At 60.5% G+C, this 22,304-nt stretch carries 20 protein-coding genes and 1 pseudogene; 18 read left to right on the forward strand and 3 right to left on the reverse strand.

Annotated elements, in window-relative coordinates:
* Positions 1-3 precede the first annotated feature (3 nt).
* Positions 4-663 (reverse strand): VIT1/CCC1 transporter family protein, encoded by a 660-nt coding sequence (locus tag H8F22_RS13680; RefSeq protein WP_059182664.1) that lies wholly within the window; start codon positions 661-663, stop codon positions 4-6.
* A 197-nt stretch (positions 664-860) separates the two neighbouring features.
* Between H8F22_RS13680 and H8F22_RS13685 the strand changes: the two are divergent.
* From H8F22_RS13685 to H8F22_RS13705, 5 genes and pseudogenes are all read left to right on the forward strand, one after another.
* A pseudogene (locus H8F22_RS13685) lies at positions 861-1,862 on the forward strand (tyrosine/phenylalanine carboxypeptidase domain-containing protein); the annotation flags it as partial.
* 132 nt (positions 1,863-1,994) lie between these two features.
* A complete protein-coding gene (locus tag H8F22_RS13690; RefSeq protein ID WP_194940316.1) occupies positions 1,995-3,572 on the forward strand; it encodes a DUF3300 domain-containing protein in 1,578 nt (525 codons plus the stop codon).
* An 80-nt stretch (positions 3,573-3,652) separates the two neighbouring features.
* Positions 3,653-4,486, forward strand: a complete 834-nt coding sequence (locus H8F22_RS13695) for a DUF2950 domain-containing protein (protein ID WP_371258954.1) — start codon at positions 3,653-3,655, stop codon at positions 4,484-4,486.
* A 339-nt stretch (positions 4,487-4,825) separates the two neighbouring features.
* Positions 4,826-6,016: a cation:proton antiporter gene (locus tag H8F22_RS13700; RefSeq protein WP_059182663.1), complete on the forward strand. Its 1,191-nt coding sequence runs from the start codon at positions 4,826-4,828 to the stop codon at positions 6,014-6,016.
* Between the two features lie 128 nt (positions 6,017-6,144).
* Positions 6,145-6,852, forward strand: a complete 708-nt coding sequence (locus H8F22_RS13705; RefSeq protein ID WP_059182662.1) for a potassium channel family protein — start codon at positions 6,145-6,147, stop codon at positions 6,850-6,852.
* 59 nt (positions 6,853-6,911) lie between these two features.
* On the opposite strand, the gene H8F22_RS13710 is transcribed toward H8F22_RS13705, so the two are convergent.
* Together H8F22_RS13710 and H8F22_RS13715 are read right to left on the reverse strand one after the other, a co-directional pair.
* A complete protein-coding gene (locus H8F22_RS13710) occupies positions 6,912-8,879 on the reverse strand; it encodes an alkyl/aryl-sulfatase (RefSeq protein WP_059182661.1) in 1,968 nt (655 codons plus the stop codon).
* A gap of 397 nt (positions 8,880-9,276) precedes the next feature.
* On the reverse strand, positions 9,277-9,636 hold the full coding sequence (locus H8F22_RS13715; protein ID WP_059182660.1) for a DUF6124 family protein: 360 nt from the start codon (positions 9,634-9,636) through the stop codon (positions 9,277-9,279).
* 428 nt (positions 9,637-10,064) lie between these two features.
* On the opposite strand from H8F22_RS13715, the gene H8F22_RS13720 reads away from it, so the two are divergent.
* The 13 genes from H8F22_RS13720 (at position 10,065) to H8F22_RS13780 (ending at position 22,272) form a co-directional block, all read left to right on the forward strand.
* On the forward strand, positions 10,065-10,736 hold the full coding sequence (locus tag H8F22_RS13720) for a GntR family transcriptional regulator (RefSeq protein WP_027924781.1): 672 nt from the start codon (positions 10,065-10,067) through the stop codon (positions 10,734-10,736).
* Positions 10,737-10,850: 114 nt separating this feature from the next.
* Entirely contained in the window at positions 10,851-11,783 is a 933-nt protein-coding gene (locus H8F22_RS13725) for a 4-hydroxyproline epimerase (RefSeq protein ID WP_027924782.1), read from the forward strand.
* Positions 11,780-12,895, forward strand: coding sequence for an NAD(P)/FAD-dependent oxidoreductase (locus tag H8F22_RS13730; protein ID WP_194940317.1), 1,116 nt, complete (start codon positions 11,780-11,782; stop codon positions 12,893-12,895). Before H8F22_RS13725 ends, H8F22_RS13730 begins: the two co-directional genes overlap by 4 nt.
* On the forward strand, positions 12,888-13,124 hold the full coding sequence (locus H8F22_RS13735; protein WP_027924784.1) for a (2Fe-2S)-binding protein: 237 nt from the start codon (positions 12,888-12,890) through the stop codon (positions 13,122-13,124). Before H8F22_RS13730 ends, H8F22_RS13735 begins: the two co-directional genes overlap by 8 nt.
* On the forward strand, positions 13,121-14,377 hold the full coding sequence (locus H8F22_RS13740; protein ID WP_027924785.1) for an NAD(P)/FAD-dependent oxidoreductase: 1,257 nt from the start codon (positions 13,121-13,123) through the stop codon (positions 14,375-14,377). The genes H8F22_RS13735 and H8F22_RS13740 overlap by 4 nt, the downstream gene beginning before the upstream one ends.
* A 74-nt stretch (positions 14,378-14,451) precedes the next feature.
* Positions 14,452-15,201, forward strand: a complete 750-nt coding sequence (locus tag H8F22_RS13745) for an AraC family transcriptional regulator (RefSeq protein ID WP_027924786.1) — start codon at positions 14,452-14,454, stop codon at positions 15,199-15,201.
* Between the two features lie 233 nt (positions 15,202-15,434).
* Entirely contained in the window at positions 15,435-16,253 is an 819-nt protein-coding gene (locus tag H8F22_RS13750) for an ABC transporter substrate-binding protein (protein WP_027924787.1), read from the forward strand.
* Positions 16,254-16,263: 10 nt separating this feature from the next.
* Entirely contained in the window at positions 16,264-18,039 is a 1,776-nt protein-coding gene (lhpI, locus tag H8F22_RS13755; protein ID WP_059182657.1) for a cis-3-hydroxy-L-proline dehydratase, read from the forward strand.
* Positions 18,032-18,697 (forward strand): amino acid ABC transporter permease, encoded by a 666-nt coding sequence (locus tag H8F22_RS13760; RefSeq protein ID WP_027924789.1) that lies wholly within the window; start codon positions 18,032-18,034, stop codon positions 18,695-18,697. The genes lhpI and H8F22_RS13760 overlap by 8 nt, the downstream gene beginning before the upstream one ends.
* Positions 18,698-18,707: 10 nt before the next feature.
* A complete protein-coding gene (locus H8F22_RS13765) occupies positions 18,708-19,358 on the forward strand; it encodes an amino acid ABC transporter permease (protein WP_027924790.1) in 651 nt (216 codons plus the stop codon).
* The gene (locus H8F22_RS13770) at positions 19,351-20,073 is read left to right on the forward strand and encodes an amino acid ABC transporter ATP-binding protein (RefSeq protein ID WP_027924791.1); all 723 of its coding nucleotides are present in this window, start codon (positions 19,351-19,353) and stop codon (positions 20,071-20,073) included. Before H8F22_RS13765 ends, H8F22_RS13770 begins: the two co-directional genes overlap by 8 nt.
* Positions 20,074-20,207: 134 nt before the next feature.
* Positions 20,208-21,236 (forward strand): trans-3-hydroxy-L-proline dehydratase, encoded by a 1,029-nt coding sequence (locus tag H8F22_RS13775; protein ID WP_027924792.1) that lies wholly within the window; start codon positions 20,208-20,210, stop codon positions 21,234-21,236.
* A 118-nt stretch (positions 21,237-21,354) separates the two neighbouring features.
* Positions 21,355-22,272 carry a dihydrodipicolinate synthase family protein gene (locus H8F22_RS13780; protein ID WP_027924793.1) on the forward strand — a complete coding sequence of 306 codons (918 nt, stop codon included), beginning with the start codon at positions 21,355-21,357 and terminating at the stop codon, positions 22,270-22,272.
* Positions 22,273-22,304: the final 32 nt, after the last annotated feature.

Genomic DNA, 22,304 nt, shown 5'->3' on the forward strand with positions numbered 1-22,304 from the left:
TTTTCAACCACCGAGAGCGATGATCGCAACGATCAGCACAGCGCCAGTGAGCGCCATTGCCAGGCCGCCCTGCCACGGCTTTGCACCGGCGTATCGTGCCAGCATCCAACCGGCGATGAATAGCACGGCGAGGCCGACCAGGTTGGACAAGCGAACGGCGAGCGCCGTGTCTTCGAGTAACAGGAAAGGCACGACCAACGGAAAGGTCGAGGCCACCACCAACAGAAAAACACCCAGCGCCCCCTTGAAGTCATCCCAGCCGAGGCCCGACCGGACCGACGTGGCCGGGTACTGGACCAGACGGCTGCGTAACAACTCCAGGGTCTCGGGCTTGGCCGCTGCCGCCAGGTGCGACGGCAATGCAGCCGCCACCAGCGTCTGGCCGGTGGCCGCGTCTGCCCCGCCGAGCTTTTCGTACAAGGTGCTTTTGCGCGTGCGGTCGATCAAGGCCCGCAACAGATACATCACCGCGTCCGCGAGTCCCCAGGCCAGGTTGCAACCGAGTGCGGCGAACATCATTGTCCGTTCCGCCTCCTGGCCCGACGTCGCCACGCTGATCGTTCCGGTGAACGTCATCGCCATGAGCAAGCCGAAAATCACTTCTGTAACACGATCAACGGGGTCGAGTATCCGTGCCCGCTTTTGTTCCCCTGTGTTCGGCATGCGTCCTACCTCGCTGAAAAGTCCTGTGCGGTGCAAGCTTTCAAAGGCCAGAGCACAGCGCTTTCAGGCGGCGCTCTTTTTCGATTTCACTTCATTGTAGTGACAAAAAAAATTGTCGCTGCCGGTGTGCGCGAGTCTCCAAAGCAACACGATTGCCTATGAGCGAAATCGCACTCTGTAGCAGCCGGACGCAGGCTTCGCCAGCATTCACCGACTATTCGTCAGCGCTGTATCGGCGTCCGGACTTCTATTACCACCGTCTGAAGCTGAGCATGCTCGACGCCGCCCGGTTTTTCCTCAACACCACCGACGCCCTGCTCGGCGGCACGCGGATTCCACCGAGCCCGGCCGAGATCCCGGCCCAGGCCTTCGCTGCCTGGATGCAGCCGGAACTGGACCGTTTCTTCGGCGAGGGGCGGATCACGGTCGTGCTCGATCCGACCCTGGCCGCCAAAGCCATCGCCGGGGCGAGCCGCATCCGCCTGCGTGCCAGCGCGCTGTTCTCGGAACTGGACAAGAACCAGTTGCTGCAGCACGAGGCGTTCGTGCATATCGCCACGGCGCAAAACGGCGCGCTCCAACCCAACCTCAAAAGCCTCGGCCTGGGCGCGCCACGCACAACCCAGACTCAGGAGGGTATTGCCACCCTGGCCGAGCTGTTTACCGGCAGCATGGACATCAACCGTTTGCGTCGCCTGGCCCTGCGCGTGCTCGCGGTCCAACAAGCGCTGGATGGCGCCGACTTCATTCAGGTGTTCGAAGGTTTTCTGGCGGCAGGCCAGTCGCAAGAGGAGTCGTTTCGCTCGACCCAACGGGTATTCCGCGGCGCCGATCTGCGGGGCGGTTCGGCGTTCACCAAGGATGCCGCGTACCTGACCGGCTTGCTCGGCGTGCACACCCTGCTGCGCATCGCGATCCGCGACAACCGGCCGGAGCTGGTCGGCCATTTGTTTGCCGGGCGCCTCAGCCTGGGGGATACCGTACGCCTGGCGCCGCTGTTCGACTCCGGCTGGCTCACGGCGCCGGTCCATCTGCCGGCCTGGGCCAGCGATCTGCGCCTGCTCGCCGCCAACCTCGCCTTCTCGGCCTTTATCACTCGGATTCAGCTGGACGTGCTCGATCTAGAGGTGCTCATGGCGTTCGCAGACGAGCACGAAACCGATGCCAGTGGTGGCGCCAGGCCGGGTGAACGTAAATAAATGGCAGATATTTTTTGTTTGCTACGCTTAGTGAGCGGCGTCGAAGTCAGGACCTGAGGCTTGCACTGTCGGCTTCTACTTCCGGGGCATTGATTCACTTATTTCAAACCTGCCTGACTACAGGGAGTTGCAATGCGCATTCCAGTATTTTACGCGCTGTCGGCTGTCCTATTGTTGAGCGGGTCTAACTGCATTGCAGGTGCGACCGCACCTGCGCCGGCAAACGCTGCCGCTACGGCACCGGTCCCCGCTCCCGTCACGCCGCCTGCCAAAGACCCCGTGTTTACCCAGGAACAGCTGGATCAAATGCTGGCGCCCATTGCGCTGTATCCCGATCCACTGCTGGCCCAGGTACTGATGGCCTCCACGTATCCCGGAGAGGTCGCCGAAGCAGTCACCTGGTCAAAAGCCCATCCGGACGCCAAGGGCGACGATGCGGTCAAACAGGTGGCGAGCCAACCCTGGGACCCAAGTGTGCAGGCACTTGTCGCCTTCCCGCAGGTGTTGGCAACGCTGGGGCAGGATCCCGTCTGGGTGCAACGCCTGGGTGATGCCTTCCTCGCGCAGCCCGACGATGTCATGAACGGGGTGCAACGCTTGCGTCGTCAGGCCCAGGAAGCAGGCAACCTGCAGAGCAACCAGTATCAGAACGTGACCATTCAGAATAATCCTGCACCCGCACCCGCACCCGCAGCGCAATCCGCGCCCGCAGCTGCGCCCCCTGCCAGCAGCAGCTCCACCATCATCATTCAGCCCGCCGATCCACAGGTGGTGTACGTCCCCACGTATAACCCGACAACGGCCTACGGCACCTGGCCGTATCCGGCCTCGCCGCCAGCGTACTACCCACCGCCGCCCGCCTATTACCCTGGCCAGGCCTTGATGGCCGGGCTGGCGTTTGGTACCGGTGTGGCCATCGTCGGTGCGTTGTGGGGTGAATGTGACTGGAACGACAACGACGTCGATATCGACGTTGAACGCTACAACAACATCAATGGCAACAACCGCATCAACGTGAATCAGAACAAGTGGGAGCACAACGCCGCGCACCGCAATGGCGTTCCCTATCGCGATAACCGAAGCCGCGAGCAATACGGCCGCCAACTGGACGGTGCCAGTCAGCGTCAGGCCTATCGAGGCGACAATGCCCAGCGCGCCCAGGCCCGCGAAAACGCCCGTACCTCAATGGACAGGGCCGGTATCGAACGCCCTCCTACCAGCAATCGCGAAGCCCGTGATCAAGCGCGTGATGCTTCCAGAGCTAACGCCAGCAATCGGATGCAAGCCGGTACGGACAGACCGAACACGGCCAATAGAGCGCAGACCTCCGACAGACAAAACGCAGCGGATAGACAGAAGGCCGCTGACAGAGCCAAGGCTGCGGACAGAAGCCAAGGGACTGCCCGAAACAATCAGGCGAATCAGCAGCCGAGAAAACAGACCGCTCAGACAAATCAGCGACAGGGCAACGCGCAGGCGCGTCAATCGACGCAAAACCGGCCTTCCACGACGGCCGCCAGCAAGGGCAGTGCCCGCAACAATGCCTTCGCCGGCGCGCGCTCTCCGTCCCAGGTCAACGCACAAGCCAGTCGTGGCCGGGCCAGCCAGGCATCCGCCCAGCGCCCCAGTGCCTCGCGAGCCGCCGGCCATCAGGTCAGTCGGCCGTCCAATCCACCAGCGCGTCAAAGTCAAAGGGGTGGCCGTCGTTGAATAACTATCCTCAATTGAAGGCACGCCTGGGTGTGCTTCTTCAGGCCTTGGCGATAACCGCCGGTTTGGCGTGGTCGTGCATGGCGACAGCACAGCAGGAATTCCCAACCCCGGAAAAAGCCGCTCAAGCGTTCGTCGAAGCACTGGGTACGACACACGCCGATCACGAACGCCTGACCGAGTTGCTGGGTAAGGAATGGCGCAGTTTCATCCCTCGCGAAGGCGCAGAGCGTAAAGACGTGGAGGCGTTTCTAAAGCAGTACCACGAAGAAAACCACATCGAAAAAACCAACGACCGCACCGCGATTCTGTCGGTCGGCAGCAACCACTGGACACTGCCGATACCCATCGTGAAAACCACCAACGGTTGGCGCTTCGACATCAAGGCCGGCAGTGCCGAGGTCCGGGCACGTCAAATTGGACGCAACGAACTGGCCGCGGTGCAAGCGGCGCTGGCCTATCACGACGCCCAGATGGACTACGCCTCAGTGGATCGTGACGGTGATGGCGCGCTGGAGTATGCGCAGAATATTTTCAGCACCCCCGGCACCCATGACGGACTCTATTGGGCGGACGACGACAGCGGCCAGATCAGCCCGCTAGGCCCTGAGTTCGGCAAAACCATTGCCGGCGAAGGCTGGCATGGCTACCACTTCCGCATTCTCAATGGCCAGGGTCCTTCAGCACCCGGTGGCGCCTACAGCTACCTTATCGGCGACAAGATGAGCCGAGGCTTTGCACTGATCGCCTGGCCAGAAAAATACAATGACACCGGCGTGATGAGCTTCATGATCAGTCATGAAGGACAGGTGTTCGAGAAAGACCTGGGGCCTGACAGTGAAAAAGTGGCGAAGGCAATGAAACGCTTTGATCCGGATGACAGCTGGAAGGAAGTGACTGCAGATTCGGAGTAGGCGGTGTCGTTTCAAAATCCGACTTAAACAGGGGACTTAAAGAATTGTTAAAAGGAGACGGATTTATTGTTCCGTCACCTTTTGAAAAATAAACCCGTCCCCTTTTTCTCTGCTTTTTCTCTGATCGAGATCGATCCATCCTGCTGGAGCCAGGTGGGCGTTTCCGTTCGTCTGTTGTTGCGGTGAACAGCGCATTGAGATGCGCATTCAAAGGGCGACCACCTATGCTTACCACACGCCACATCAGGCACCATCAGCCACGCCTGAAGCCCGCCCCCTTCAAGCTTTTACCTCAAGGCTGCGTGTTCTAACTGCCCACCCTGAACAGGCAGGTCATTGATGTATCAGAACTTAGCGCTACTGGCCGCCTTTCTCCTGACCTACAGCATATTTGCGGGGCGCTTCGAGTCACGTCTGCTCAATGGCCCGCTTATGTTCATGCTGGCCGGTCTAATTCTGGGCCCGGCATTTCTGGGCATTCTGCAACCCCGGATTGACAGGGATGGCCTCAAGTTCCTGGCCGAGCTGACGCTGGCGATTGTGCTGTTCAGCGATGCGGCCAACGCCGACCTGAAGGTCTTGCGGGCCAATGAAGGACTTCCGCTGCGCTTGCTGATGATCGGGCTGCCACTGACCATCGCGGGGGGTTGGCTGGTCGGCCTCTGGTTGTTCCCACAGGTCCCACCGTTGGAACTGGCAATACTGGCAACCCTTCTGGCTCCCACCGATGCTGCACTAGGCAAGGCTGTCGTGAGCAACCCCAAGGTTCCGGCACCCGTGCGTGAAGGCTTAAACGTCGAGAGCGGGTTGAATGATGGGATTTGCGTCCCCGTGTTGCTCATGTTTGTGGCATTGCTGGTCGAGCAATCGACACAGTCCCCTGTCTCACTGGCGTTGGAGTTAGTGATCGAGGAGCTGGGCATCGGCGCATTCAGCGGTATTGCTCTGACGCTCATTGCCTGGCAGTTGCAGCGCTACTCCGCAAAACATCACTGGCAAACGCCCATGTGGTCACAGCTGACTCTGCCCGGTCTCGCCATTCTGTGCTTTGCCACAGCACAAACACTCGGTGGTAGCGGGTTCATCGCCGCGTTCGTCGGAGGGTTGCTCGCAAGTTTTCTGTTTACCGAACAAAAGCACCAGATTCTCAAGGCCAGCGAAGAGTTTGCCAGCCTGTTATCGGTCATTACCTGGGTCGTGTTTGGCGCACTGGTGATTCCTTGGGCCTGGAGCAGTCTCACCCTGAACATCTGGATTTATTCGGTGCTCAGCCTGACTGTGATTCGCATCCTGCCTGTGCTGATCAGTCTGGTGGGAACCCGCTTCGATTTCGAAACCCGCCTCTTCATCGGCTGGTTCGGCCCGCGAGGTCTGGCCAGCATTGTCTTCGCCGTCATGATATTGGCCTCCCCCCTACAAGCCAGTCGTACGGTGGTGGCTACTGCTGTCTGTACCGTTTTACTCAGCGTGTTGTTACATGGTTTGAGTGCCAACCCATGGGTTGCACGGCTGGCCAATCGTGATCATTGATGTTGGTCAAAACCCGCAAAGCTTTGGCGGGTGGATGTGGTGGCGACCCGGCCGTGATTGCACCCGCTTGGGCTCAGGCAGGTGAGTAGTACGTCGGGGATCGAGCGTTATTACTCTGGGAAACCCCTATGACCACTTCGCAAGATAACGACGAGTCCGACGCAGATTTAGCTCAGCTGGTAATAGGGCAAGGGCCCTGCACTTATCTATTGCTGCTCTTATTAGGATTGATCCTGCTGTTTCCCTTTCTTGAGGAAGGGATATTTGCTCGCACGTTGCTCGGCATTGTGTTTTCCATCGTGCTGCTCGTGGGCGCTTTCGCCACCAGGCAGACTCGATGGGGGCTAATCCTCAAGCTGGGGCTGGCGTTTCTTGGGGTCAGCCTTCTATGGACGTCGTTGTGGGTCAAGAGCATCGCGATTTTTAACCTTGCCGGGATAGCGTATACGGCGTCTCTTGCCGTCTCGTTTAGCGGAGTGCTGCGCTACGTGCTCAAGCGCGGGCCAATTACAGCCGACAAGCTGCATGGCGCGCTGGCGGGTTACATCATGCTGGCCTTCGTGTGGTCCTTCGTCTTTGCCCTGGTGGAGATATCCAATACTGGCTCATTCGGCCCCGGCCACCTCGACTTCATGCAGCCCGGTACTTTTTTCAAACTGATCTATTTTAGCTTCACGACGCTCACGACCACCGGGTACGGTGACGTTATCCCATTGACCAACCACGCCCGTTCACTGGTGATGATCGAAGAATTTTCTGGCGTCTTTTACGTTGGCGTTGTGATCGCGCGGCTTGCCGGTCTTTACCCGTCGAATCAGAGGAATCAGGCGAAGTGATTCTCGTGGCTAAACGCCCCAACTCTGGGGCGCTCCATACCGGTCCGGGTTTGCCTGGATTAAGGTTCAGAAAGGGTGAACCAGAAGTCAAAGGTGTCGAAGTTGGTCAGCATTTCCTTAAATTTGGCTTTGTCGCCGTCGATAGTCACTTCGCCGCTTTCCGACAGATTGCCCAATTTCAGCTTGCCCAGGGCGATGTCATCGAGGGTGGTTCGGTTAAGAGTGACCGTGCCGTCGGCCTTATCCCATTGCTTGTCTTTGCTGTAGTTCATGACGCCGTTTTGTACGGTCAACACGTACTTGGCGTGCGTGTCCGGGAAGTTGAGATTGAAGGCATAGGACTTCTCGCCGACTCTCGGGCCATTCAAGTGAATAGCAAGGAAGTCGAGAAACATTTCAGTGGTCATGCCGCGAATGATGTCGGGTGAACTGGTATTGGGCGTGGCCATTTTTTTCACGCCACCGCGCAGCTCCTGCGCACCGGACAGGTAGAAGTTACGCGCCGGCCCGGACTCCGCCTGGTAACCCATCTGCTCCAGGGCATCGGCCTCAATTGCACGCGCTGCCTGGTTTTTCGGGTCCGCAAAAACCACCTGGTTGGCCACGGTTGCGGCCCAGCGATACTCTCCTTTGGCGTAGGCTGCCGTGGCGGTTTTAATCATTTTGTCGGCGCCCACCATTTCGACATATTTTTTGGCCTCTTCCACCGGCGGCAACGGATCGAAATTTGCCGGGTTGCCGTCCCAGAACCCCAAATACAGTTGATAGGTCGCGCGCACGTTGTGTTTGAGATTGCCGTAGTAGCCGCGGTTGTAAAACTCTTTGGCCAGGCTATCAGGCAGGACGAACGCCTCGGCGATCTCGTTCATCGTCATGCCCTGGTTGGCCATGCGCAGTGTCTGATCGTTAATGTACTTGTAGAGATCGCGTTGTTTCTCCAAATGCTGCACAACGCGATCGTTACCCCACTGTGGCCAATGGTGGCTACCGAACGACACCACTGCGTCCGTTCCCCACAGATCAATGGTTTGCCCCAGAGCACTGGCCCATTTTTGCGCGCTGCGAACTTTTGCACCTCGCAAGGTAAGAATATTGTGCAAGGTGTGGTTGGCATCCTCGGCCAGGTCAATGGCTTTGAATTGCGGGAAATAGAACAGCATCTCGGCAGGCGCTTCGGTGCCAGGCGCCATTTGGAATACCACCTCGATGCCATCGACTGTGAGTGTTTCTCCGGTTTTCTCGACCAGTTTGTTCGGTTCAAGCAAAGTGATGGTGCCTGCAGCCGTGGTGATGCCCAAGCCACCGCTGACCGTACCTTTGGGGTCTTTAGGCAACAGATTGCCGTACATGTAAGAAGCGCGACGGCTCATTGCGGTGCCGGCAAACACGTTTTCACTGACCGCTTCCTCCATGAAGCCTTCAGGGGCGATCACCGGAACTTTACCGGACTTCACATCGGCCTCATCGACCATCGCACGCACGCCAGCGAAGTGGTCAACATGCGAGTGAGTGAAGATCACCGCAGACACTGGCAGCTTTTCAACTTTGTCGTTGACCAGTGCCAGCGCCGCTTTGGCTGTTTCAGCCGAAGTCAGTGGGTCAATCACGATCCAGCCCGTCTTGCCGCGGACGAAGGTGATGTTGGCGAGGTCGATGTTGCGTACCTGGTAGATTCCGTCCACCACTTTGAACAAACCTCGAATGGCCAACAATTGCGATTGACGCCATAGACTCGGGTTGACCGTGGCAGGTACTGGCCCTTCTTTCTTGAGGTAGTCGTACTGAGACAGGTCGATAACGGTATTGCCCGCATCGCCCTTGATCACAGGACTGGGTAAATCGGCAATGAAGCCGTGGTTCGCATCGTCGAAGTCTTGTTTGTTGGAAAAGGGCAAGTAGCTGAGCAATGCATCATTGGCTTTTCGCGTTGCATCGCTGGCGTCGTTGGGAGCGGCATGTGCCGCGCCGATGACGACACAGGTCGATAAAACGGCGAGCACCAGTTGTTTGGGAAGTAGAGCTGGCATTGGGCTTCTCCTCAGGTTGGCAAGCACACTCCCGCTACCACTTCTAACGTCGGGAATAATGTGTACGAATCAACGAAAAATGCAGGTTGCAAAATCGTCACCGCACGGCGCAGAGGAGGCAGTTTGATTGCGCTCCATTGACCCCGTGCTCGAGTCTGCCTCTATTATTTTCGCGCTCAGCACCCTTGGAGTATTACGAAGCCAGAGCAGACAGCGTTGAGATAAATCAAATAGTTCAGTGATCGTGTATGCGGTTAGTGAGGGCGGGGAACGCCCTTGGACGTTCTGGATACAGCGCCGCAAAGACAGTGCCCCGAGGCGATGTGTGTCTCCTTTGAACAATGATTCATCGGTGTTTTGAGGCGAAGGAGCAGCGTCCCTCGCCACAGGGCGGTGGTTACACGGTGGGTTCTATTTTATCCAGCACGCCGTTTGCCGTGATCTCGGCCACCATGATGCTGTTTGAGATTCCCAGCAACGCGTAGCGCGCCTCCCCCTCGAGATGATCCACCAACTGATGGACCATTACGTCGATCGAGGCCAGTGTCTCGACCAAAAATACGCCCAGGGTTTCGGCGGTGGCTTGTGGGTCCACGGAAAACAGGGTGCTGCGGGTTCGGGGTTTGGCTTTGATATCGGCGTTCGACGGGAAGTGGAAGTCGAGGGCGCGTTCGGCGGCTTCGTTGAGTTTTTTTGAATCGGGTTCGTACGGGGATGCCGGATCGGTTTCCGGCGGGTTGGGTGTTACTTTGAACATAAACTAGATCCTGATATTGAGTGCCACCCCTCTTGCGACTAAACGAAAGGGGAGGCAGCTGTACGCAGGTTAGTCGACCGGGGATCTAGAACCGGCGCACCCGAAGGCGCCCTGCGCACAGCTACCATCGAGTGCAGGCGTGGAAATGCCCGACTGATAGAGATTGTGCACACTAGAAACTACGAGCGACTAAACCCGACCACTGATGGGCAGTGGCAGGGAAACGATAGAGGCCGAGGCCAGGGCACACAAGCCGGCCGATTCTGTCTTACCCGTAGGCGATGGCGCAAGGCGTTGTAGCCTCCGGGTAGTAACGGAAAGCGTCATTTAAACGCAGACGATTTTTCTTGTTTAAAACAACGGATCGCGAGGTTCGCCAAGGAATTTCGTATACCCTATCCCCATCTCACTGCAAACGACCTGCCGACGTGAACCTACCCAAACTCAACGCTCCCGACCTTGGCAATACGCCTTCGACCTCGGAAATCATCACCCGCCATCTGCGGGACGCGATTGTTGCCGGGCATTTTGCCGAGGATGAACCGATTCGCCAGGACGACATTGCCCGGCAGTTCAACGTCAGCAAAATCCCTGTGCGCGAGGCGCTCAAGCGGCTGGAGGCCGAAGGGCTGGTGATGTTCCAGCGCAATCGCGGGGCGATGGTCACGCGGATTTCCGATGCGGAACTGGCGCAGATGTTCGAAGTGCGCATGTTGCTGGAAGACAAGGTGTTGCGCCTGGCCATTCCCAACATGACCGAAGAGACCTTCGCCCGCGCCGAGCGTATCTGCCAGGAATTCATCGGCGAAGACGACGTCGGGCGCTGGGCCGAGCTCAACTGGGAGCTGCATTCCTGCCTTTATGAACCGGCGCAGCGACCGTTTCTGGTGAGCCTGATCCGTTCGGTCAACGATAAACTGGAGCGCTACCTGCGCATGCAGATGAGCCTGTCGGCCGGCAAGGAGCGCGCCGATCACGAACACCGCGAGATCCTCGCGGCCTGCCGTGCCGGGGATGTGGACCTGGCGGTGAAGCTGCTGGATGAGCACATTGCCGGGGTCTGCAAAACCCTGTTCGAGCACCTGCCCCACGCGCACTGATCGCTGCGGGCACTGTGCCGATTTCGTCATCGGCACAGTTTAAATCCATCAAGCCGCCACCCGACCGCACGGGCCACTCTAGCGTTCACTCAACCGAATGGACGTGGCCCTCCCATGAAACACATCTCCGTCATCGACTCCCACACCGGCGGCGAACCGACGCGTCTGGTGACCGCCGGTTTTCCTGATCTGGGCCGCGGCAGCATGGCTGAACGGCGCAAAATCCTCGCTGAACAGCATGACCCATGGCGTGCAGCGTGCGTGCTCGAACCGCGCGGCAGTGATGTGTTGGTGGGCGCCCTGCTCTGCGAACCGGTTGACCCGAGCGCCTGTGCCGGGGTGATTTTCTTCAACAACAGCGGTTATCTGGGCATGTGCGGCCACGGCACCATCGGCCTGGTGGCCTCGCTCGCGCACATGGGCAAGATCGGGCCTGGCGTGCACAGCATCGAAACGCCGGTGGGCACGGTCCAGGCCACCCTGCACGACGACCACACGGTCAGCGTGCGCAATGTCCCCGCTTATCGTTATCGCAAGGACCTGACATTGCAGGTACCGGGGATCGGTCAGGTGACCGGCGATGTCGCCTGGGGCGGCAACTGGTTTTTCCTGATCGCCGACCATGGCCTGCGGGTGGCCGGTGACAACCTTGAGACGCTGACCGCGTACACCTACGCCGTACAGCAAGCGCTGGAAACCCAGGGTATTCGCGGTGAAGACGGCGGCCTGATCGACCATGTCGAGCTGTTCGCCGATGACGATCACGCCGACAGCCGTAACTTCGTACTCTGCCCCGGCAAGGCCTACGACCGTTCCCCGTGCGGCACCGGCACCAGCGCCAAACTGGCGTGCATGGCGGCGGATGACAAATTGCAGCCAGGGCAGATCTGGCGACAGGCCAGTGTGATTGGCAGCGAGTTCGAAGGCTCTTTCGAATGGCAAGGTGAGCGCATTATCCCGACCATCCGTGGCCGCGCCTTCATCAGTGCCGAGGCGCGCCTGATCATTGAACAGGACGATCCATTCGCCTGGGGCATTCGCCCATGAACCAGAGCCGTGTGGCCGATGTGATCGTCATCGGCGCCGGCATCATCGGCGCGGCGTGCGCCCAGGCGCTGGCGCGGCGTGGCTTGCAGGTGCTGGTGCTCGATGCCGGCCTGCACAACGCGACGGCGGCGGGCATGGGGCACTTGCTGGTGCTTGACGACAACCCGGCCGAACTGGCCTTGAGTGATTACTCCCTGCAACGTTGGCGCGAGCTCGGGCCGGGCTTGCCCGACGGTTGCGCTTACCGCAACAACGGCACGCTCTGGCTGGCCGCCAACGCCGAGGAAATGGCGGTGGCCCAGAGCAAATACCTGAACCTGCAGGCTCAGGGAATCGCCTGTGAACTGATCGGTGCCAGTGCCTTGCGCCAGCGTGAGCCGGAGCTGGCCGAGGGACTTGAAGGCGGACTGCTGATCAAGGGTGACGGCATACTCTATGCGCCGGCCACAGCCAACTGGATGCTCGACACCCCGAACATCCGCCAGCGCAGGGCATGCGTCGCGCAAGTCGATGGCCCTCGGGTACGCCTCGAGGACGGCCAGTGGTTGAGTGCCGACGCCGTGGTGCTGGCCAACGGTACGCAGGCCAATCAATTGTGCCCCGAGTTGCCCATCGAGCCGAAAAAAGGTCACTTGCTGATCACCGATCGCTACCCCGCTACCGTCACCCACACCCTGGTGGAACTGGGCTACGTCACCAGCGCTCACAATGCCAAAGGCCCGTCGGTGGCCTGCAATATTCAACCGCGTCCGACCGGGCAATTGTTCATTGGTGCCTCGCGGCAATTCGGCACGACTGACCCGCAAGTCGAAGGCTGGATGCTTGCGAAGATGCTCAAGCGTGCGGCCGGCTACATGCCGGGGCTGGCCCGGCTGAATGGCATCCGCGCGTGGACCGGGTTTCGTGCCGCCAGCCCTGACGGTTTGCCGCTGGTGGGTCAGCACCCGCAACGTCAGGGCTTGTGGCTGGCGGTCGGGCATGAAGGACTGGGGGTGACCACCGCGCCCGGCACGGCGGATTTGCTGGTCGCGCAACTGTTCAACGAAACCCCGCCACTGGCCGCGCAACCTTATCTGCCGCAGCGATTCCTCGGAGAATCTGTGTATGCCTGAATTGATGCTCGACGGTCATGCCCTGACGGTCGCCGACGGTACCAGCGTCGCCGCAGCCCTGGCGCTAGGCGGCAATGGTTGCAGTCGCACCTCGGTCAGCGGACAACGCCGCGCACCGCTGTGCGGCATGGGCATTTGCCAGGAATGCCGGGTGACCATCGACGGTCGCCGCCGCCTCGCTTGCCAGACCCTTTGCCGTGACGGCATGCAGGTGGAGACACAGCCATGAACGAATACGCCGACCTGTTGATCATCGGTGCCGGCCCTGCCGGGATGGCCGCTGCATTGGCCGCGGCCCCCAGCGGCGCACGCATTGTCATGCTCGACGACAATCCGTTTGCAGGCGGGCAGATCTGGCGCGACGGCCCTCAAGCCAGCCTCCCCGCTCAGGCCCGTCAGTTGCGTGAGCGCTTGCAGTCCCACGGCAATATCCGCCATCACAGCGGCACGCGGGTGATTGCCAATCCCGGCCCGAAACAACTGCTGGTCGAAGACGACGAAAATGGCTGGCTGATCAGCTATGACAAATTGATCCTGTGTACCGGTGCCCGCGAGTTATTGCTGCCCTTCCCCGGCTGGACGTTGCCTGGGGTGACCGGGGCCGGAGGTTTGCAGGCACTGATCAAATCCGGACTGTCAGTGCGCGATGAACGCGTGGTGATCGCCGGGAGCGGGCCATTGTTATTGGCCAGTGCGGCGACTGCCACAAAACACGGAGCCTCGGTGCTGCGCATCGCCGAGCAGGCTTCATTAACGTCTGTCGTCGGTTTCGCTGCGCAGTTGCCACGCTGGCCAGCGAAATGGTTGCAATCGTTCAGCCTGTTCAACCGTCACTACCGTGCAGGCACTCATGTGCTGGCTGCGCTTGGCACCGACCGACTCGAAGGCGTGCGCCTGCAACAACAAGGCAAAGTCGTCGAGCTGGAATGTGATCGGCTGGCCTGTGGGTTCGGCCTGATCCCGAATATCCAGTTGGGTCAGGCATTGGGTTACGCCATCGAAGGACAGGCGTTGAAGGTGGATGCCTGGCAAGCCAGCACCCGGGCCGATCATTACGCGGCAGGCGAATGCACCGGGTTCGGCGGCAGTGAACTGGCCCTGGCCGAAGGTGCGATTGCCGGGCACAGCGCCGTGGGTGAGGTTGAACAGGCCCGCCAATGGTGGCCACGCCGGGCACGCTGGCAGGGTTTCGCCAAGGCATTGAATCAGGCCTTCGCCCTCGACCCGCAACTCAAGTCCCTGGCCCGTCCCGACACCCTGGTCTGTCGCTGCGAAGACGTGCCCTACGCCGCACTGACCGAACACAGTGACTGGCGCGCGGCCAAACTCGCCAGCCGCTGCGGCATGGGCGCCTGTCAGGGGCGAGTGTGCGGCGCAGCGGTTGAGCACCTGTTTGGCTGGCAACCTTCGGCGGCGCGTCCACCTTACAGCCCGGCGCGGATCGAGACGCTGATGTGCCTGGACGACACGCCGCCCGCGTGATGAGTGAGACTGGGGTTTCGGTCATGCGACCGAGCCTCTATGATCCGGAGGTCGCCCTCGGACCTCCCAGCGCTATGTACCCCTCACTCACCACGTTCAAACCCTGCGATCTGCCGACGCTATTAAGCAACCTTCAGCCGATCGCGCCGCTGCTCGACACCCTGTCGGACGTGGTGTTTTTCATCAAGGATCTCGACGCCCGTTACGCCTTCGTCAACCAGACGCTGGCGCGGCGCTGCGGCTTTAAACACAGCGATCAATTGCTCGGGCTCACCGCCGACAAGGTGTTCCCGGAACACTTCGGGCCGCTGTACACCGAGCAGGATCGACGGGTGTTATCCAGCGGCCGGATGCTCGCCGACCAACTGGAACTGCACTTGTATTTCGGCAACCAGCCGATCTGGTGCCTGACCCACAAACTGGCCCTTCACGACGAACAGGGTCACATCGTCGGCCTCGCCGGCATCTCCCGGGATTTGCCAACGCCTCAGTCCACTCACCCGGCGTACGTGAAGCTCGCTGCCGTGGATGCGCATATCCGCAGCCACTTCGCGCGGCCCATCAGTCTCTCTGAATTGACGGCGATTGGCGGCTATTCCGTCGCGCAACTGGAGCGTCACTGCAAGCGGGTGTTCCAGCTCACACCGCGGCAGATGATTCACAAGGCGCGCCTGGAAGAAGGTTCGCGGCTGTTACTGAGCACCGATTTGCCCATCACCGAAATCGCCCTGCGCTGCGGTTACACCGACCACAGTGCGTTCAGTCGGCAGTTCCGCGCACTGACCAGTTTGTCGCCGAGCCAGTACCGCGATAATCAGCGTTAAGCCCGTCACCGGTGTTCCCTAAAGGGGCGCACGCACCACCATTGCTCCCATCTGTAACACCAGCACGCAGAACGCCGGCGCGGTGTTGTGCCACTGCAAACCTTCTACTTCAAGGGCTGACGCTAAATTCACGGTTCTGACTGGAAATCGGCACGTTGATTGCTATTGTTAATATCGTATACGAAATCCTCAATACGATTTTTTCAACAGCACTTCACACGAACGAGGCCTCTATGAAAAACCCCGCATTTGCCGTAGCCCTCAGCGCTGTTCTCAGTACCTCCTTTGTCGCCAGCGCCCAGGCGGACAAGCTCGACGACATCATCGGTTCGGGCAAGCTGCGCTGCGCCGTGACCCTGGACTTCCCGCCGATGGGTTTCCGCGATGCCGGTAACAACCCGGCCGGTTTCGATGTGGACTATTGCCGCGACCTGGCGAAGATCCTCGGGGTCGAGGCGGAAGTGGTCGAGACGCCGTTCCCGGACCGCATTCCGGCGCTGGTCTCCGGGCGGGCCGACGTGATTGTCGCCTCCACCTCCGACACCCTCGAACGGGCCAAGACCGTCGGCCTCACCGTGCCTTACTTCGCGTTCCAGATGGTGGTGCTGACCCGCGACGACACCGGCATCAACGGCTTTGACGACCTCAAAGGCAAACCCGTCGGTAACACCAGCGGCACCTATGAAGCCATCGCCCTGGAGAAAGACGTGAAGAATTGGGGCACCGGCAGCTTCCGGGCCTACCAGTCGCAGAACGACACCCTGCTGGCCGTCGCCCAAGGCCACATCGACGCGACCGTGGTCACCAACACCGTCGCTGCCGCCACCCTCAAATCGGGGAAATACAAAAACCTGAAAGTCGCCGGTAACGCGCCGTACGTCATCGACTACGTGTCCCTCGGCGCCAAGCGCAACGAGTATGGCCTGCTCAACTACCTCAACCTGTTCGTCAACCAACAGGTGCGCACCGGGCGTTACAAAGAACTGTTCGTCAAATGGGTCGGCACCGATATCTCCCCAGCCAACCTGACCGTGCCACAGGTCTACTACTAAGGTGTCCGGCATGCCTAGGTCTGTTTCTCTGACCGGTCGCAGCCTGGTCGAGGGCGCCGCTCAAGGCGCCCTGTTGTTCGCCGATGTCGGGTTGAGTTTCTGGGGCGGCGTTGATTCCGCCAGTGGTGAGGTCATCGATCGCCACCATCCGCTCAGCGGTGAGTTCCTGGCCGGGTGTGTGCTGGCGATTCCCAGCGGACGCGGCTCTTGCACCGGCAGCAGTGTGTTGATGGAACTGATCAGCAACGGCCATGCACCGGCGGCACTGGTGCTGGCCGAACCGGATGAGATCCTGACCCTGGGCGTGCTGGTCGCGCAGACCATTTTTGCCCGTTCCCTGCCGGTGCTGTGCATCGGCCGGGAGGCCTTCGCGACGTTGCGCGATCACCCTTTCGCCAGGGTGGATGGCGACACGCTGAACCTGTTCGAACACCTGCCCGGCGATGCCTGGCAGGCACTCGAAAAACCGTTGCCCACCGACAGCCGTGCTTCAATCGAACTCACCGGGTTTGATCAGGCATTGCTCGACGGCCAGCACGGTCAAGCCGCGCAAATGGCCATGCACATCGTGCTGCGCATGGCCGAGCTGCAAGGGGCGCGAAGCCTGGTGGATGTCACCCAGGCGCACATCGATGGCTGCATCTACACCGGACCTGCAAGCCTGCGCTTTGCCCAACAGTTGGTGGAATGGGGAGCCAAAGTGCGGGTGCCGACCACCCTCAATTCGATTTCCGTGGACCAGCGCCGCTGGCGTGAATTGGGCATCGACCCGGCCCTCGGCGAGCCGGCCAGTGCCTTGGGCGATGCCTATATGGAAATGGGCGCACAACTGAGTTACACCTGCGCGCCCTACCTGCTCGACAGTGCGCCCAAGGCCGGCGAGCAGATTGTCTGGGCCGAATCGAATGCCGTGGTGTACGCCAACAGTGTGCTCGGTGCGCGCACCCTGAAGTACCCGGACTACCTCGACATTTGCATCGCCCTCACCGGCCGTGCCCCGCTGATCGGCTGTCACCTGGACGCGCAACGCAAGGCGCGGTTGCAGATCGAGTTGCCGGTACTCGGTGAGCTGGACGATGCGTTTTACCCGTTGCTCGGTTATCACATCGGTGCGCTGGCCGGCAGCCGCGTGCCGTTGGTGCTGGGTCTGGAAAATCGCCAGCCGAGCCTGGACGATCTCAAAGCCTTTGGTGCCGCATTTGCCACCACCTCGGCGGCGCCGCTGTTTCATATCGCCGGGGTTACACCGGAGGCGATTGACCCTTTACAGGTGCTGGAAGCAGATGCGTCGATCCCCGTGGAAAAAATCCGCCTGAAAGACCTGCTGGTGAGTTGGCGCGAGCTCAACAGTGCCCGCAATCACCACGTGGATGTGGTGTCGCTGGGCAACCCGCATTTTTCCCTCAGCGAGTTCGCGCATCTGGCGCGGCTGTGCCGAGGTCGGCACAAACACCCGGACGTCGTCCTCGCCATCACCTGCGGCCGAGCGGTGCTGGAGCAGGCCCGCGAGGCCGGGCATATCGCGGTGATCGAGGCCTTCGGTGCCACGCTGGTCACCGACACCTGCTGGTGCATGCTCGGCGAGCCGGTGATTCCACCCGCCGCCACCACGCTGATGACCAACTCGGGCAAGTACGCCCACTACGCACCCGGACTGGTGGGCCGCAAGGTGCATTTCGCCAGCCTTGCCGAGTGTGTCGATACCGCGTGCAACGCCATCGCCAGCGCACGCCTGCCGGCCTGGCTGCAACCCGCCGCCCAACTGGAGAGCCCTGCGCATGTTTGACTACACCTTTCAATGGCGCTCTGCCCTGCGCGCCTTGCCGGACATGCTCGCCGGTGCCGTGGTCACGTTTGAGACCGCGGCCCTGTCGATGATCTTCGGCGTGCTCATCGCCCTGGCCCTGACGGTCATGCGCGAAAGCAAACAGCCACTGCTGCGCGGCATCGGCAACGGCTGGGTATCGATTGCCCGCAACACGCCGTCGTTGTTCCAGATCTACATCCTGTACTTCGGCCTTGGCTCGCTGGGCATGCACGTCAGTTCATGGCTCGCGCTGCTGGCCGGGATCACGTTCAACAACGCCGGCTACCTCGCGGAAAACTTTCGCGGCGGGCTCAAGGCCGTGCCGCAAACCCAAGTGCGCGCGGCACGGTCACTGGGCATGAGCGCCTTTCAGACCTATCGCATGATCATCGTCCCGCAACTGCTGCGCATCGTGTTCTACCCGCTGACCAACCAAATGGTCTGGGCGGTGCTGATGACGTCGCTGGGGGTGATCGTCGGGCTGAACAATGACCTGACCGGGGTGACCCAGGACTACAACGTCAAAACATTCCGCACCTTCGAATACTTCGCGATTGCTGCGGTGCTGTATTACGCGATTGCCAAGACGATCGTCGCGACGGCCCGGCTGATGGCCTGGCGGTTGTTCCGTTACTGAGGAGCTGTCCATGTTTGCCACCGGTTTTTCCTCGAATGACCTGATGTTCCTGCTCAATGGCGCCTGGGTCACGCTGCAATTGACGTTCTGGTCGATCATCCTCGGCTCCATCGCCGGGCTGCTGTTCGGCTTGTTGCGGGCGTTGTTGCCACGGGCCAGTTTGCCGCTGGCCTGGGTGCTGGACGTGTTTCGCAGCGTGCCGTTGTTGATCCAGTTCGTGCTGTTCAACTCACTCAAAAGCATCGTCGGCCTGAACATCAGCGCCTTCAGCGTCGGCTGCATCGTGCTCGGCGTGTACACCGCCGCGTACTTCACCGAGATCGTGCGTGGCGGCGTGCTGGCGGTGCCCTTCACGGTACGCCGGGCCAGTCGCTCACTGGGCCTGAGTTTCTTGCAGGACCTGCGCTGGATCGTCCTGCCGATGGCCACGCGCGTCGCCTTCCCCGGCTGGCTGAACCTGGTGCTGGGGGTGATGAAAGACACCGCGCTGGTGATGTGGATCGGCATCGTCGAACTGCTGCGCGCCTCACAAACCATCGTCACCCGCATCCAGGAACCATTGCTGGTGCTGTGCATCGCGGGCCTTATCTACTACGTCATGAGCCTGGTGGTTGCACGCCTCGGCGCTCGTCTGGAAAGAAGGTGGCAGGAAAATGATTGAGATCGACAACGTACACAAATCGTTCGGCAACCTCGAAGTGGTCAAGGGCGTGAACCTGACCGTGAACAAGGGTGAGGTGGTGTCGATCATCGGCGGCTCCGGCTCCGGCAAATCCACGCTGCTGATGTGCATCAACGGCCTGGAGCCGATCCAGAAAGGCAACATCCGCGTGGACGGTGTCGAGGTTCATGACAGCGCCACCGACCTCAACCGTCTGCGGCAGAAAATCGGCATCGTGTTCCAGCAATGGAATGCCTTTCCGCACCTGACGGTGCTGGAAAACGTCATGTTGGCGCCGCGCAAAGTGCTGGGCAAAAGCAAGGCTGAGGCCGAGGAGCTGGCGGTGCAACAACTGACCCATGTCGGCCTGGGCGACAAGCTCAAGACCTTCCCCGGCAAGCTCTCCGGCGGTCAACAGCAACGCATGGCCATCGCCCGCGCGCTGGCGATGTCGCCGGACTACATGCTGTTCGACGAAGCCACCTCCGCCCTCGACCCGCAACTGGTGGGCGAAGTGCTGGACACCATGCGCATGCTCGCCGAAGACGGCATGACCATGGTGCTGGTGACCCATGAGATTCGCTTTGCCCGCGATGTGTCCGACCGGGTGGCGTTCTTTCGCAATGGGCTGGTGCATGAGATTGGGTCGCCGGATCAGGTGATTGGCAATCCGGTGCATGCGGAAACGGCGGCGTTTCTTAAATCGGTGAAATAGCGGATGGCCCCATCGCGGGCAAGCCCGCTCGCACAGGGTTTGGTGGTGTCCGCAACGTGGGTGACCAACACAGATACCTGTGGGAGCGGGCTTGCCCGCGATGGGGCCCGAACAGACACAACAAGGAGTAGGCAATGCGCTCATCAAAAGTCATTCATGTGGTCAGCTGCCACGCCGAAGGCGAAGTCGGTGACGTGATCGTCGGCGGCGTCGCCCCACCCCCCGGTGCCACCGTGTGGGAGCAATCACGCTGGATCGCCAAGGACGAAACCCTGCGCAACTTCGTGCTCAACGAACCGCGCGGCGGCGTGTTTCGCCACGTCAACCTGCTGGTGCCGGCCAAGGACCCGCGGGCGCAGATGGCCTGGATCATCATGGAACCGGCGGACACGCCACCGATGTCCGGTTCCAACTCACTGTGCGTGGCCACGGTGTTGCTCGACAGCGGCATCCTGCCGATGACCGAGCCGCAAACCCGGCTGGTGCTGGAAGCCCCCGGTGGGCTGATCGAGGCCGTCGCCGATTGCCGTGACGGCAAGGTTGAACGGGTGGAAATCAAAAACGTACCTTCCTTCGCCGACCGCCTGGACGCCTGGATTGAAGTCGAGGGCATCGGTTCATTGAAGGTCGATACCGCCTACGGTGGCGACAGTTTCGTAATCGCCGATGCCAAGGGGCTGGGCTTTTCCATCCGACCCGACGAGGCCGCCGATCTGGTCGCGGTCGGGCTGAAAATCACCCGCGCCGCCAACGAACAATTGGGCTTCGTGCATCCGCTGAATCCGGAGTGGTCGCATATTTCCTTCTGCCAGATTGCGGCGCCCATCGTCCATGAGAACGGCATTGCCACCGGCGCTAACGCGGTGGTGATTCAACCCGGCAAAATCGACCGTTCCCCTACCGGCACTGGCTGCTCGGCGCGCATGGCCGTGATGCACGCGAAGGGCTTGATGCAGGTGGGCGAACGGTTTATCGGTCGTTCGATCATCGGTTCCGAGTTCCACTGCCGCATTGATTCGCTGACCGAAGTGGCCGGCCGCGCGGCCATCTACCCCTGCATTTCCGGGCGGGCCTGGATCACCGGTACTCACCAATTGCTGCTCGATCCGAGCGATCCATGGCCGCAGGGCTATCGCTTGTCCGATACCTGGCCGGGGGCTTAATCCCAAACACCCGGACCAACGGCTACAAAATCCCCTGAAAAAACCGAAATAGCACTGGCCGAATCTTTTCATTTTAAATATCGTATACGAAATACAATTAACGACCCGGAGGCAACAAATGAGCAAGCGTATTAACTGGAGTGGCGTCTTCCCCGCGGTGACCACTCAATTCAACGATGACTTCACCATCAACCTGGACAAGACCCACCAGGTGATTTCCAACGTGATCCGCGATGGCGTGTCGGGCCTGGTGGTATGTGGTTCGGTGGGTGAAAACACCTCGTTGACCGCCGAAGAAAAAATCGCCGTCACCGAAGTCGCGGTCGATGCCTCTCGCGGCCGGGTGCCGGTGATTTGTGGCGTGGCCGAATTCACCAGCGTGCAAGCGGCCAAAGTGGCCAACGCCGTGCGCAAGGTGGGCGTCGATGGCGTGATGCTGATGCCCGCGCTGGTCTACAGCTCCAAGCCGTTTGAAACCGCCGAGCACTACCGCTACGTGGCCAAGCATGCCGACGTACCGTTGATGGTCTACAACAACCCGCCGATCTACAAAAACGACGTCACCCCGGACATCCTGATTTCCCTGGCCGACTGCGACAACGTGGTGTGCTTCAAGGATTCCTCCGGCGACACCCGCCGTTTCATCGACGTGCGCAATGAAGTCGGCGACCGCTTCGTGTTGTTCGCGGGGCTCGACGACGTGGTGCTGGAAAGCATCGCCGTGGGCGCCGAAGGCTGGGTCTCGGGCATGTCCAACGTGTTCCCGAAAGAAGGTGAAACTATTTTCCGTCTGGCCAAGGCCGGGCGTTTTGCCGAAGCCATGCCGATCTACGAATGGCTGATGCCGATCCTGCACCTGGATGCCCGTGCCGACCTGGTGCAGTGCATCAAACTGTGTGAAGCCATTGCCGGTCGCGGCAGCGCGCTGACCCGTCCGCCACGCCTGGCCTTGCCGGACGAAGATCGCCTGTTCGTCGAACAGATCATGGCCAAAGCCCTGGCGAACCGTCCGCAGCTGCCGGACGTCGGTCTCTGAGTGAGTGCCGGGCGGGCCTTGGAGGCCCGGCC

It is taken from the genome of Pseudomonas mucoides (genome assembly GCF_015461845.1).
GTDB lineage: Bacteria > Pseudomonadota > Gammaproteobacteria > Pseudomonadales > Pseudomonadaceae > Aquipseudomonas > Aquipseudomonas mucoides.